Genomic DNA, 12,562 nt, shown 5'->3' with positions numbered 1-12,562 from the left:
GACCAAGAGGACGTCAGCGGGTGGGCGCCTCCTGCACCACCTGGAGCAGGTGCCCGTCCGGATCGGTCAACCAGGCGATCAGCAGCCGGTCCAGCCACATCGACGGCTCGTGCACGGGCTCAGCACCCAGCTCGACGAGCCGGTCGAAACCTGCCCGGACGTCGTCCGTCCACAGCACCACTGCCGCCCGTTGCCCGGACGCGACCGGCTCCAGCCAGTGGTCCTCCCTGGCGGAACGCTCGGTGGCCAGCCCGATCCGGTAGCCGTCCAGTTCGAGGTCGACGTGGACGGCCTTCCCCTCGGCGGGCTCCCGGAACACCTCGGTGAAGCCGACGGCGCGGTAGAACGCCGCCGCGGCCTCGATCCGCTTGGTGAACAGCACCACCTGCGGTGTGCGGAACATGCCCCGATCCTCGCCCGGAAGGGCGCCGGCCACAACCCCTGCCCGTTCAGGCCCGCCGCGGACGCAGCGCTGCGGCGATCCGGTGCAGCCCCGCGTTGGTGACCGGACGCTCGGTGTAGCCACCCCGGACCAGCCCCGCGCCCCGCTCGAACCAGTTCCCCGACGCCGGGTCGCCGCGACGCAGCCATGACCACCCCGACGCGATCCCGTACAACGGCAGGAACGGCAGCCCCGCACACCAGAAATACTGCCAGGCGTGCACGGCCTCGTGCGCGAGCGTCCCGGGCTGCCGCAGTTCGACGCCGGCCAGCAGGCCGCGTGGCACCACGACCACGTTCCCCACCGTGAACGCCCCCGCACGCGGCAGCGGGAGCCGGTACCCCTCGGCGACCAGCAGGGCCTCCGGCCCCCGACGGACGCTGGCCCGCCCGGCGAGGGCGACGACGAGCCCCACGCCCGTGGACAGGTTGATCGCGTTGCCCGCGGCTCGCACCCAGTGGGCGGGGCGCACCCGCGAGGCGCGCTCTGGGTGCGGGGCCGTCGGCATGCGCCCATTCTGCCGTTGCCCCGCGGCGTCGCGACACTAGGCTGGCGGCCGGGGAGGCAGCCATGACCGCGAAGCTCGGCCACGTGCTCGTCGTCGACGACGAGGAGGTGCTCGCGGGCGTCGTCGCGTCCTACCTCGACCGGGCCGGCTTCGACACCACGGTCACCGGCGACGGCCTGGCCGCCGTCGAACTCGCCCGACGGCTCGACCCTACCGTGGTGATCCTCGACCTCGGCCTGCCGGGGCTCGACGGGGTGGAGGTGTGCCGCCGGATCCGGACGTTCAGCGACTGCTACCTGATCATGCTCACCGCGCGCACCGACGAGGTCGACGTCCTGATCGGGCTCTCGGTCGGCGCCGACGACTACGTCACCAAGCCGTTCAGCGCCCGGGAACTGGTCGCCCGCGTCCAAGCCATGCTGCGCCGGCCGCGGACCGGCGCCGACGAGGCGCCTCTCCCGGTGCGCCGCTTCGGTGCGCTCGAGGTGGACGCGTCCGCCCGGGTCGTGCGGGTGGACGGGAGGCCGGTGGAGCTGACCCCGACCGAGTTCGACCTGCTCAGCGTGCTGGCCGCGCGGCCGCGTCTCGCCCAGAGCCGGCGACAGCTGATCCAGACCGTGTGGGGCGAGGCCGGCGACGACCACCTCGTGGACGTCCACGTCGCCAACCTGCGGCGCAAGCTGGGCGACGACGCGGCGACGCAGCGCTACGTCGTCACGGTGCGCGGGGTCGGCTACCGGATGGGCGCGGGATGACGGCGGGGCGCGGGTGCCCGGGCTGAGGCCGGGGGAGCGGTTCACCCGCACCTTCTACGGGCGGCTCCTGCTGGGCCAGCTCGCGGTCGGCGTCGTCCTCCTGGTCACGGTGGCGGCGGTGACGACGAGCGTCGCCCCCGGACTGTTCGAGCAGGACCTCGTCGAGAACGGGCCGCTGGACAGCGCCGACCAGCTCCACTTCGTCGAGGGCGCCTTCCTCCGGGCGCTGTGGCTCTCGCTGGCCGTCGCGATCGTCGTCGCGGCCTCGGTCGCGGTGGCGATCGGGCTGGCCACCGTCCGTCCGCTGCGCCGGCAGCTGCGCGAGCTCAGCGGTGCGGCGCGGGCGGTCGCGGCCGGCGACTTCGCCCGGCGTGTCGAGCCGGGACCCGACGCGGGCGAGGAGATCCGGCTCCTGGCCTCCAGCTTCAACACCATGGCCACGCAGCTGGGGGACGCGGAGGAGGCCAGACAGCGGCTGCTGGCCGACCTCGCCCACGAACTGCGCACGCCGATCGCGTCGCTCTCGGTGACCGTGGAGGCGCTGGCCGACGGCGTCCGCGACGCGGATGAGGCGACGCTGTCGACCCTCTCCGAACAGGCGGGACGGCTGGCCCGGCTCGCCGGCGACCTGCGGGACATCTCGGACGCCGAGGGCGGCCTGTCGGTGCACACCGCGCCCTGCCGGGTGGCCGACCTGCTCGAGGACGCGCGGTCGGCCGCCGCGGAGGAGTTCGCCCGCAAGGGCGTGGCGCTGGTCGTGGAGGGCGAGCCCGGTGGCGAGGTCGACGCGGACGCGCAGCGGATCGGCCAGGTGCTGGCGAACCTGCTCTCCAACGCGCTGCGGCACACCCCGCCCGGTGGCCGGGTGACGCTCGCCGCGTCCCCGGTGGCCGGGGGGACGGCGATGACCGTCACCGACACCGGCGACGGCATCGACGCCGCGCACCTGCCGCGGGTCTTCGACCGCTTCTACCGCACGGACGCGGCGCGCAGCCGGGACTCCGGCGGCACCGGCATCGGCCTCGCCGTGAGCGCGGCCATCGCCAAGGCCCACGGCGGGACGCTCACCGTAGCCAGCTCCGGCGTCGGCCACGGCGCGGTGTTCACGCTGACGCTGCCGTCCTGACCCTGCGGTCAGGCACGCGCCCCACTACTGCGCGCTCGACCCGCGACGCGGCCGCCACCCCGACGCGGCGGCTGCGGGGCCCGTCCCGTCTCACCCGTTGCAAACGCTCCCGAAATTCGCAAACGCTCCCGAAATTTCGGGAGCTTCTGCGCGCTTCGGGAGCGTTTGCGCGTTTCGGGGCACCCGGCGGACGGCGGCGCCTTGACCGGATCTTGAGGATCGCTCGACCGGACCTGAAGGCGGGCGCGATGAGGTGGGGACGTGGCCGGTTCCCGCCGGCCACGGCCGGTCCGGCTCCGCCCGGGCGTCCGGGATGAGTGGCTAGCCTGCAGCCATCGGACGCCCTCGTGTCGAGCCGGCCGCCAGTGAAGGCCGTCGGCCCGGACCGCCATCCTCCGGCGACACCTCCTGGCGCCTCCGGCCCGAGCCTGGCGGGCGCGGGCCGGAGGTGGCACCCCCTCATCGTGCGAGCACCCGGTTGCTGACACCGTGGAGGCCGCGCGTCGGGCGGCGCTCCTTCGGGGGAGCGCCGCCCGGACAACTCCCTGAAGATTGTTTGCACTCGGGGTGGGTGAGTGCTAGACATGGAGTTAGCACTCTCAGGCTGAGAGTGCCACCAGTCTGACTCGATGAGATCCCTGGGATCGTCCGTCGCGGGCATCGAGGCGAAGACCCTGACAAGTCCATCCGTGGGGCGAAGCCCCCCGAGACGCCAAAGGATTGCCAACACAACATGGCGAAGCTGATTGAGTTCAATGTCGAGGCACGCCGCGGCCTGGAGCGGGGGATGAACACCCTCGCCGACGCCGTGCGGGTCACCCTCGGCCCCAAGGGCCGCAACGTGGTCCTGGAGAAGAAGTGGGGCGCGCCGACGATCACCAACGATGGCGTGTCCATCGCCAAGGAGATCGAGCTGGAGGACCCCTACGAGAAGATCGGCGCAGAGCTGGTCAAGGAGGTCGCCAAGAAGACCGACGACGTCGCGGGTGACGGCACCACCACGGCGACCGTGATCGCCCAGGCGATGGTCCGCGAGGGCCTGCGCAACGTCACCGCCGGCGCCAACCCGATGAGCCTGAAGAAGGGCATCGAGAAGGCCGTCGCCGCGATCGTCGACGAGCTGGGCAACCAGGCCGTCGACATCGAGACCCGGGAGCAGATCGCTGCGACCGCGTCCATCTCCGCCGCGGACACCACGGTCGGCGAGATCATCGCCGAGGCCATGGACAAGGTCGGCAAGGAGGGCGTGATCACCGTCGAGGAGAGCAACACCTTCGGGCTCGACCTCGAGCTCACCGAGGGCATGCGCTTCGACAAGGGCTTCATCTCCGGCTACTTCGTGACCGACCCGGAGCGCATGGAGGCCGTCCTCGACGACCCGTACATCCTGATCGTCAACTCCAAGGTCTCCAGCCTGCGCGACCTGCTGCCGCTGCTGGAGAAGGTCGTCCAGTCCGGCAAGCCGCTGCTGGTGATCGCCGAGGACGTGGACGGCGAGGCGCTCGCCGGCCTGATCGTCAACAAGATCAAGGGCACCTTCAAGTCCGTCGCCGTCAAGGCCCCGGGCTTCGGTGACCGCCGCAAGGCCATGCTCGGCGACATCGCCATCCTCACCGGTGGCCAGGTCGTGTCCGAGGAGGTCGGCCTGAAGCTCGACGCGGTCACCCTCGACCTGCTCGGCCGGGCGCGTTCCGTGCTCGTGACCAAGGACGAGACCACGATCATCGACGGGGCGGGCGAGGCCGACCAGATCCAGGGCCGGGTCGCGCAGATCCGTCGCGAGATCGAGAACTCCGACTCCGACTACGACCGCGAGAAGCTGCAGGAGCGGCTGGCCAAGCTGGCCGGCGGTGTTGCGGTGATCAAGGTCGGCGCGGCCACCGAGGTCGAGCTGAAGGAGCGCAAGCACCGCATCGAGGACGCCGTTCGCAACGCGAAGGCTGCCGTCGAGGAGGGCATCGTCCCCGGTGGTGGCGTGGCGCTGCTGCAGGCTGCGGCCAAGGCGGACGTCTCGGGTCTCGTCGGTGACGAGGCGACCGGTGCGCAGATCGTGTTCTCCGCGTGCTCGGCGCCGCTGAAGCAGATCGCCGTGAACGCCGGCCTTGAGGGCGGCGTCGTGGCGGAGAAGGTGTCGAACCTTCCTGCGGGCCAGGGCCTGAACGCCGCCACCGGCGAGTACGTCGACATGGTTGCGTCCGGGATCATCGACCCGGCCAAGGTCACGCGGTCGGCGCTGCAGAACGCCGCGTCCATCGCCGCGCTGTTCCTCACCACGGAAGCCGTCATCGCGGACAAGCCCGAGAAGGCCCCGGCGATGCCCGCCGGCGACGGCGGCATGGGTGGCATGGACTTCTGAGTCCAGCCGATCGACAAACGCGAGAGGGCGGTCCCGAAAGGGGCCGCCCTCTTCTGCGTCCCCACCGGAGGGCCCGCGCGGGACGTCCGGGCCACGAGGTCGGAGGTTTCCGCCCGGGCGAGGGTCCCGCCGGTTATGCTCGCGAAGGCGGGGCCGTAGACGGCTCGGCAGCCGACGGAGGAAGGCCGAGTGACGACCACGCGTGACACGCGGCTCGCCTGGCTCTCCGCGGTGGGCGTGGCCGCCCTGTGCCTCGCCCGGGTCTGGTACGTGGCCGGCCGACCCGACCTCGCCATCACGGTCGTGCCGGACGACGCGTTCTACTACCTCAAGCTCGCGCAGAACCGCGTGGCGCTGGGCGCGTGGACCTTCGACGGCACCGCCGTCACGTCCGGGTTCCATCTGCTCCACGAGTACCTGGTCGCGCTGGCGTACCTGGTCCTGCCCGTGGCCGGTGACGACTGGGTGGGAATGCTCAGGCTCATCGGGTCGGTCGCGTCCGTCTGCCTCGGCGCGGCCGCAGCGCTCACGATCCGTGCCGGCCAACGCCTCTATGGCGCGGCGGCCGGCTGGTGGGCGCTGGTGGTCTTCGTCAGCCCGCCCGTGGTGCTGCTCAGTCCGATGATGATGGAGGCGCCACTGGTGGTGCTGGGGGCGGCGGCGATCCTCTTCGTGGTGTCGGGCGGTGCGCCCCGCGGACGCGCTGCCGCGGTGGGCCCGTTCCTGGTGGGCTTCGCCGCTGCGCTGGCGCGGAGCGACGCCGTCCTGCTGCCCGCACTGGTCTGGGTCGCGTGCCTCATCCACCGCTCGCCCGGTTCGGACCCGCGACTCCGTCGGGCCGGTGCGGTCCTGCGGGGGAGCGCGACGGGTTTCGTCGCAACGCTCCTGCACACCCTGGTCACATCCGGCGCGCTGCTGCAGACCAGCGTCCGGACCAAGCTCCGGTGGTCCGGCGAGACCCGGTCGCTCCTCGCGGACGTGGTCGGCCCCGCCTACATCGCCGTCTTCCTGCTCGTCCTCGGCTTTGCGATCCTCGTGGTCCGTCGGCGCGGGACACCACGACTGCTCGCCGAGCCGATCACCCTCGCCTGCCTGCTCGCCGTTGTCGCCTACAGCGGCCTCTACTCGGTGGCCGGACAGGGGGTGCAGCCCTGGTACATCGCGTCCCTGGTCGCCCCGGTGGCGCTGGTCTTCGTCGCGGTCGGCTCGCTGGGTGCGCCCCGCCTGGTTCGCGTGGCGTTGCCGGTGCTCGCGGCGGTCAGCCTGCTGGCGACGACGGCCCAGTTCGAGCGCGAACTCTGGCCGTGGCAGCGGGGAGTCCTCCATGCCGCCCAGAAGGTGCACGAGGACGCGTCGATCACCCGGCTCGGTTCGTGGAACGCCGGCATTCTCGCGGTGGTGTCCGGAGCGGTCGTGACCAACCTCGACGGGCTGGTCGACGACCGTGCTGCCGCCGCGGGAGCCCGCGGGGACATCCTGGGCTATCTGCGGGAGCGTGGCATCGTCGACGTCGTGGACCACCCCGAGATGCTGACCAGCGCGCAGAACGGCGAGGCGGGAGGTCGCCTCGTGGACTGCCTGGTGGCCGTTGCTGCGCTCAGTGATCCCGACGACCCCGGCTCCGGCCCCGGACCCGTGATGCTGTTCCGGGTCCGCCCCGGGTGCGGGTGAACCGTCCCCAGGCCTCGCGCCCGGAATAACGACGTGCCCCCGCGGCATTGCAGGTGGGAGTGAGCGGCGAACGAGGGACGACAGTCGGGTTCAGGTCGGAGCGGGGCGCTGTCCTGATGGCGCTCATGCTCACGACGGGCCTGATCGCGATCGATGCGACGATCCTGGCCACGGCCGTGCCCTCGGTGGTGAAGGAACTGGGGGAGTTCGACCAGTTCCCGTGGCTGTTCTCGGTCTACCTGCTCGCGCAGGCGGTCTCCGTCCCGCTCTACTCCAAACTCGCCGACACCATCGGACGCAAGCCGGTCATCCTGTTCGGCGTCGCGCTCTTCCTGCTCGGCTCGATCCTGGCCGGCCTCGCCTGGAACATGTCCTCGCTGATCGCGTTCCGGGTCGTCCAGGGCCTCGGTGCCGGGGCCGCTGCCCCGATGACGATGACCATCGTCGGTGACCTGTACAGCGTCGCGGAGCGCGCCCTCGTGCAGGGCTACATCGCCAGCGTGTGGGCGGTGTCGTCTGTGGTCGGTCCGGCGCTCGGCGGCATCTTCTCCCAGTTTGTGTCGTGGCGGTGGATCTTCTTCGTGAACGTCCCGCTGTGCCTGGTCGCCGCGTGGGCGCTGGTCCGGTCCTACCACGAGAAGCTCGAGCGCCGGCCGCATCGGATCGACTACGCGGGCGCGGCGCTGCTCACTATCGGGCTGACCGCGGTGATCCTCGCGCTCCTCGAGGGTGGCAACGCCTGGTCCTGGCTGTCCTGGCAGAGCCTGCTCAGTTTCGGCATCGGCATTGCCGCGCTCGTCGCCTTCCCCGCCGTCGAGCGGAGGGCAGCCGAGCCGGTGCTGGACCTCTCGATCCTCGCCCGGCCGTTGATCCTCACCTGCACGCTGGTCTCCCTCGGTGTGGGCGCCCTGATGATCGGGGTGACCAGCTACGTCCCCACCTACCTCGAGAACGCCCTCAAGGTCGCCCCCCTCGTGTCCGGCATCGCCGTCGCGGCGCTCACCCTGGGCTGGCCGCTGGCCGCGTCCCAGGCCGGGAAGATGTATCTGCGCCACGGCTACCGGACGACCGTCCTCGCCGGCAGCTCGATCGCCCTCGTCGGCGCGATCGCGCTCGCGGCGTCCGGCCCCTACCCGAACCCGTGGACGGTGGCCGCCGTCGCGTTCGTGATCGGCTTCGGACTCGGCTGGACGGCCGCGCCGTCGCTGATCGCCGCGCAGGCGTCCGTCGACTGGAACGAGCGCGGCGTCGTGACCGGGCTCAACGTGTTCGCCCGCTCGGCCGGCAGCGCGGTCGGCGTCGCGGTGTTCGGCGCCATCGCCAACAACGTGATCTCCGCCGGCCGCGGCGAGGAGGACTACGCCACGATCGTGGCCGCGTCCACCTGGGTCTTCGTGGCGGTGGCGGTCGCGGCAGCCCTGATGCTGCTCGCGTCCACCCGGCTGCCCCACGGTGCCGTCGACTCCGCCGCGTACTCGGTCGCACCCGCCACCGACTGATCCCGTCCACCACAAGGTGGACGGAAGTGTGGTGAACTCGCCACGAAGCGTCCACGTTGTGGTGGACGGGAGTGCGCGGCGCTTCAAGGTGGACGGAAGTGTGGTGAAGTCGCGACGAAGCGTCCACGTTGTGGTGGACCCCGCCGCGTCCACCACAAGGTGGACGGTTCTGTGGCGAACTCGCGAGGATCCGTCCACCACAAGGTGGACGCGTCCGCGCGGACGTGGCGCCGGGAGCCCGATCAGCGTGTCGCGGGCGAGCCGCGGGCCGGCACCAGCGATCATGGAGGCATGAGCGGCCTGCTCGAGGTGATCGCGCTGCACCCGGCCGACGCCGAACGCGCCGAGGCCGGTGGTGCCGACCGCGTGGAGGTGTGCGGCTCGCTGGAGGACGGCGGCATGTCCCCGACCCCCCAGCTGGTCGCGCAGGTGCGCAGGGCGACCAGTATCCAGGTGCGGGTGATGGTGCGGCTGCGGGACGGCTTCGGCACGGACGGTGGCGAGGCGGTCCGGCTGCGCGGCCTGATGGCCGCGTACGCCGACGCCGGCGCGGACGGCATGGTGCTCGGCTTCCTCAACGGCCTCGGTGACGTGGACGCGGGCGTCTGCGCGGAGCTGGTGTCCGACGGCACGTGGCCATGGACGTTCCATCGCGCCATCGACGCGTGCCTCGAGCAGGACAGGGCCTGGGCGGCGCTCACCGGGCTCCCGCGGCTCGACCAGGTGCTCACCGCCGGCTCGGCGAGGAACGTCGAGCACGGCCTGGGGGACCTGCTCGCGAGGGCGAAGGCCGATCCGTGGGCGGCGTCGGTGATCATGGCCGGCGGCGGGCTGCAGCCCGATCACGTCCCGTGGCTCGCGCGGGCCGGCGTCCACGCGTTCCACATCGGCAAGCCGGCCCGTCCCGGGGGCTCATACAAGGCCTACGTCGACGAGGGCCTCGTCCGGTCGTGGCGCACGCTGATCGACGACGAGGTGCGACACCGCCCCGCGGTCCCGGCCTGACCGCTCCCGGCCTCACACCTTCCGGCGAGTGGAGTCAGCCCGCGCCGGGCTCGATGTGGACGAACGTCGTGGTGTCCGGGAGCGCGGCGCTGACGGCGTTCTCGACCTCGTCGGCGACATCGTGGCTGCGCTTGACCGTCCAGGAGCCCGGCACCGACAGCGTCGCGTACACGAACCGCTGCCGTCCGGACTCGCGGGTCTTCAGCTCGGTGATCTCCACGCCCGGGTCGTCGCAGACGTCGGCGAGGACGGCGGACACGATCGCGACCTCCTCGTCGGGCAGCGCCGCGTCGAGCAGCCCCACGACAGAGCGGCGGACGAGCCGGTAGCCGGTGAGCAGGATGTTGGCGCCCACGACCAGGGCGATGACCGGGTCGAGGACCTGCCAGTGCGTGAGCGCGACCAGTCCGATCGCGACGAGGACGCCGACCGAGGTCCACACATCGGTGAGGAGGTGCCTGCCGTCGGCCTCCAGGGTGATCGAGCGGTGCCGGCGCCCGGCCCGGAGCAGGAGGAGGCCGGTGCCCAGGTTCAGCAGGGTGGCGAGCATCGACAGGGCGAGGCCGAGGCCGAGTTGCTCGAGCGGGACGGGGTTGAACAGGCGCACGACCGCGCCCCAGATGATCACGGCGGCGGCGACGAAGATCAGGCTGCCCTCGACGGCCGCGGACATGTACTCAGCCTTGCCGTGGCCGAAGTCGTGGTTGAAGTCGGCCGGCTTGGCGGCGAGGCGCAGCGCCCACAGGGCGACCAGGGCCGCGACGAGGTTGACGGTGGACTCCATCGCGTCCGACCACAGGCCGACCGAGTTGGTCAGCCAGGCGGCGACCGCCTTGATCGTGACGGTGGCGACGGCCGTGGCGATCGAGAGCCAGATGTAACGCTCGAGGAAGCGAGGGTCCTGTGGTGTGGCGGCGGCGGGGAGGGGCGCGTCCTGCACGCGCTCACTCTACCGGCAGGGTCGACTCCTCCACGGTGCCGAGGTCGAGCGGCCAGGCGTCCGGGCGGGTGGCGAGCGCCACGAGCTCGGCCACGTTCGCCGGCCACACCGGCTCCGGCTGCGCGGAGAGGCCGGTCAGGGGCAGCCACGCCCACCCTGCGAGAGTGATCAGCTCGTCCGCGGTGAGGCCGTCCTGGCGGGGCTCGAACGGCGCGGCCACGGGCAGGACGAAGAAGTGCTCGACCTGGCTGAGCACCTGGTCGGAGTAGCCGTGCACCACGGTCCGGACCGCGACCGGGCCGAGCAGCCGCTCGGGGGTGACGTCGAGGCCGATCTCCTCGCCGAGCTCGCGGACGGCCGCCCCGACGGGCGTCTCACCCGGGTCGATGCCCCCACCCGGCGTGACCCACCAGCGGGAGCCCGGCAGGCCGGGGTCGGTGTCGGCGAGCATCAGCACGCTGGTCCCGTCGGTGACGACGACCCGTGCGGCGCTGCGGTGCCGCCGTGGACGCTCGGCCGGGGGGACCGGCCGGAACCGGCGGTCGCGGAAAGGCTCGTTCACGATGCGGTGCTCACGATCTGTGGCTCGTTCGCGGGGTGCTCATGGTGCGGGGATCCGGACCACGGCCAGGCTGCGCAGCGATTCGTCGAGGACGTGCAGTTCCACCGACCCGGGGACGAGGACGTACCCGACCTGGCCCTTGACGTGCTGGCCGGCCGTCAGCTGCCGGCCGCCGAGCGGCGCATCCAGGCTCGGCCCGAACCCCGGCAGGACGGACCCCGCGGCGACGGTGGCGGGCAGCAGGATCGGGTCGACCGGGACGCTGCCGTGGGTGCACGCGACGGTCACCTCCAGCACGAGGTAACGGCTGCCCTCCGGGGCGGCGACCTCGCCGGAGTCGGTCCACGTCGCGCGGGTGACGGTGAGGGTTCCGGTGCCGGTGGGCGCGGAGAAGTCGATGCCCGTGCCGACGTCGCCGCCGGTGACGTCCACGGCTGCGGCGCTCGCCGGCGCGGACGGGGTGACCGTGACGACCTCCATCGGCCCTCGGCTCGCACTGGCGGAGGCGGAGGGGTTTGTCGCGGGGAGGACGGGCAGCGCGCTGAGGATCCCGATCATCAGCAGGCTCGCGGCGAGCACGGACGCCACGGCCACCCGGCGGCCGCGCCGGGGGTGCGCGGGCCCGCGTCCCTTCGGTGGGGCGGCCGCGGTGGCCGACCGGCCCGTGGCGACGCGCGGCGACGTGGAGGTCGGCGGGGCAACCGGGGCCGGCGGCGCAGTGGGGGCCGGCGGGGGAGTTGGGGCCGGGGGAGGAGCAATCGGCGCCGCCGGCGCGGCGAAGTCGGGACGGCCCGTTCGCGATGTGCCGAGGCCCTCGGGGCGCGCGCCGCTCCCGGGACCCGCAGGCGGATCGGCCTGCGGCGCGGCGTCCCCCGACATCAGGCGAACCGGTCCGGGCGCTCGCCGGCCCGCAGTGCGGAGGCCACGATCAGGCCCACCACGAACGGCAGGATGATGCAGGCCACCTGGGCGCCGCCGGACAGCGCCTCGAACAACAGGTCGGCGTCGAAGCCGTTCGCGAGGATGGACACGACCCCGACCATCCCGAGCACCGCCATCGCGACCATGTAGCTACGCCGCACCGCGTCCCTGCGGTAGGGGATCCGGGCAGAGAGGGCGAACGACACAGCGAGCATGAGGATCGACAGCCAGGTGAAGAACATCCCGATCAACAGCGGGACGAGGACGCCGGCGGTGACCGCCTGCCAGATCTGGGCGATCGTGACCGGCGGCGGTGCAGCGGGGACGCGGGAGTCCGGCGGCGGCGCGAACCACTGCGGGGTGTTCGGGGCGGGGAACGGGGCCGGGTTCACCTGGGCGTGGGGCTGGACGGCGGGCTGCACGGGAAGGTAGCCGGTCAGCGAGGGCCCGGGCGCGGTGAACGGTTCGGTCGGCGGACGCACGGCCTGCCCGGTCGGGGCGGCCCACGTGCCCGCGGTGAGGGCGGCGGACGACACGTCGAACGGTGTCTTCGGGTTGCGTCCGGGCGCACCGGCGGGAACCAGCGCGGCAAGTTCCGGTTGGGCGTCCGACGGGGCGGTGAAGGACGGCTCCCCGTCCGGTGGCTCGACGGGTGGCGCGGAGGGCTCGGCGACGGCGAGCGGGGCGACGGGCGGGACGACGAACGCTGCGGGCCGCTCCCCGGGCGCGTACTCGGGTCCGTCCAGCCAGGTCGCCATGGGCCCATGGTAACCGGGC

12 protein-coding genes are annotated in these 12,562 nt (G+C 72.6%); 6 read left to right on the top strand and 6 right to left on the bottom strand.

The features are described 5' to 3' along the window. Positions 1-13: 13 nt before the first annotated feature. Positions 14-403: a VOC family protein gene (locus tag QM779_RS09665; protein ID WP_428534611.1), complete on the bottom strand. Its 390-nt coding sequence runs from the start codon at positions 401-403 to the stop codon at positions 14-16. 46 nt (positions 404-449) lie between these two features. Beyond that, positions 450-950 carry a hypothetical protein gene (locus QM779_RS09660; protein WP_428534609.1) on the bottom strand — a complete coding sequence of 167 codons (501 nt, stop codon included), beginning with the start codon at positions 948-950 and terminating at the stop codon, positions 450-452. Positions 951-1,012: 62 nt separating this feature from the next. On the opposite strand from QM779_RS09660, the gene QM779_RS09655 reads away from it, so the two are divergent. The 6 genes from QM779_RS09655 (at position 1,013) to QM779_RS09630 (ending at position 9,362) form a co-directional block, all read left to right on the top strand. Then, positions 1,013-1,705, top strand: a complete 693-nt coding sequence (locus QM779_RS09655; RefSeq protein WP_428534607.1) for a response regulator — start codon at positions 1,013-1,015, stop codon at positions 1,703-1,705. Between the two features lie 13 nt (positions 1,706-1,718). Continuing rightward, entirely contained in the window at positions 1,719-2,831 is a 1,113-nt protein-coding gene (locus tag QM779_RS09650) for a sensor histidine kinase (RefSeq protein WP_428534605.1), read from the top strand. Positions 2,832-3,564: 733 nt separating this feature from the next. Then, on the top strand, positions 3,565-5,187 hold the full coding sequence (groL, locus tag QM779_RS09645) for a chaperonin GroEL (protein ID WP_428534603.1): 1,623 nt from the start codon (positions 3,565-3,567) through the stop codon (positions 5,185-5,187). Positions 5,188-5,376: 189 nt separating this feature from the next. After that, positions 5,377-6,858 (top strand): hypothetical protein, encoded by a 1,482-nt coding sequence (locus tag QM779_RS09640; RefSeq protein ID WP_428534601.1) that lies wholly within the window; start codon positions 5,377-5,379, stop codon positions 6,856-6,858. A gap of 116 nt (positions 6,859-6,974) precedes the next feature. Continuing rightward, positions 6,975-8,357, top strand: a complete 1,383-nt coding sequence (locus QM779_RS09635) for an MFS transporter (RefSeq protein ID WP_428534599.1) — start codon at positions 6,975-6,977, stop codon at positions 8,355-8,357. A gap of 291 nt (positions 8,358-8,648) precedes the next feature. Further along, positions 8,649-9,362: a copper homeostasis protein CutC gene (locus tag QM779_RS09630; RefSeq protein ID WP_428534597.1), complete on the top strand. Its 714-nt coding sequence runs from the start codon at positions 8,649-8,651 to the stop codon at positions 9,360-9,362. A gap of 34 nt (positions 9,363-9,396) precedes the next feature. Here the strand turns inward: QM779_RS09630 and QM779_RS09625 are convergent, their stop codons facing one another. The 4 genes from QM779_RS09625 to QM779_RS09610 all read right to left on the bottom strand — a co-directional run bounded on the left by QM779_RS09625 (position 9,397) and on the right by QM779_RS09610 (position 12,543). Continuing rightward, the gene (locus tag QM779_RS09625) at positions 9,397-10,302 is read right to left on the bottom strand and encodes a cation diffusion facilitator family transporter (protein WP_428534595.1); all 906 of its coding nucleotides are present in this window, start codon (positions 10,300-10,302) and stop codon (positions 9,397-9,399) included. 4 nt (positions 10,303-10,306) lie between these two features. Next, positions 10,307-10,864 carry an NUDIX hydrolase gene (locus tag QM779_RS09620; RefSeq protein WP_428534593.1) on the bottom strand — a complete coding sequence of 186 codons (558 nt, stop codon included), beginning with the start codon at positions 10,862-10,864 and terminating at the stop codon, positions 10,307-10,309. A gap of 39 nt (positions 10,865-10,903) precedes the next feature. Continuing rightward, positions 10,904-11,452, bottom strand: coding sequence for a hypothetical protein (locus tag QM779_RS09615; protein ID WP_428534591.1), 549 nt, complete (start codon positions 11,450-11,452; stop codon positions 10,904-10,906). A gap of 290 nt (positions 11,453-11,742) precedes the next feature. After that, entirely contained in the window at positions 11,743-12,543 is an 801-nt protein-coding gene (locus tag QM779_RS09610) for a hypothetical protein (protein WP_428534589.1), read from the bottom strand. Between the last annotated feature and the right edge of the window lie 19 nt (positions 12,544-12,562).

The sequence above is a fragment of the Propionicimonas sp. genome (genome assembly GCF_049840635.1).
Lineage (GTDB): Bacteria > Actinomycetota > Actinomycetes > Propionibacteriales > Propionibacteriaceae > Propionicimonas.
This window is presented reverse-complemented; position numbering and strand designations above follow the sequence as displayed.

Excerpts from the sequence above, each read along its gene's own strand:
- groL (WP_428534603.1), top strand. The coding sequence starts at position 3,565 with ATGGCGAAGCTGATTGAGTTCAATGTCGAGGCACGCCGCGGCCTGGAG.
- QM779_RS09610 (WP_428534589.1), bottom strand. The coding sequence starts at position 12,543 with ATGGCGACCTGGCTGGACGGACCCGAGTACGCGCCCGGGGAGCGGCCC.
- QM779_RS09660 (WP_428534609.1), bottom strand. The coding sequence starts at position 950 with ATGCCGACGGCCCCGCACCCAGAGCGCGCCTCGCGGGTGCGCCCCGCC.
- QM779_RS09630 (WP_428534597.1), top strand. The coding sequence starts at position 8,649 with ATGAGCGGCCTGCTCGAGGTGATCGCGCTGCACCCGGCCGACGCCGAA.
- QM779_RS09665 (WP_428534611.1), bottom strand. The coding sequence starts at position 403 with ATGTTCCGCACACCGCAGGTGGTGCTGTTCACCAAGCGGATCGAGGCC.
- QM779_RS09655 (WP_428534607.1), top strand. The coding sequence starts at position 1,013 with ATGACCGCGAAGCTCGGCCACGTGCTCGTCGTCGACGACGAGGAGGTG.
- QM779_RS09635 (WP_428534599.1), top strand. The coding sequence starts at position 6,975 with ATGGCGCTCATGCTCACGACGGGCCTGATCGCGATCGATGCGACGATC.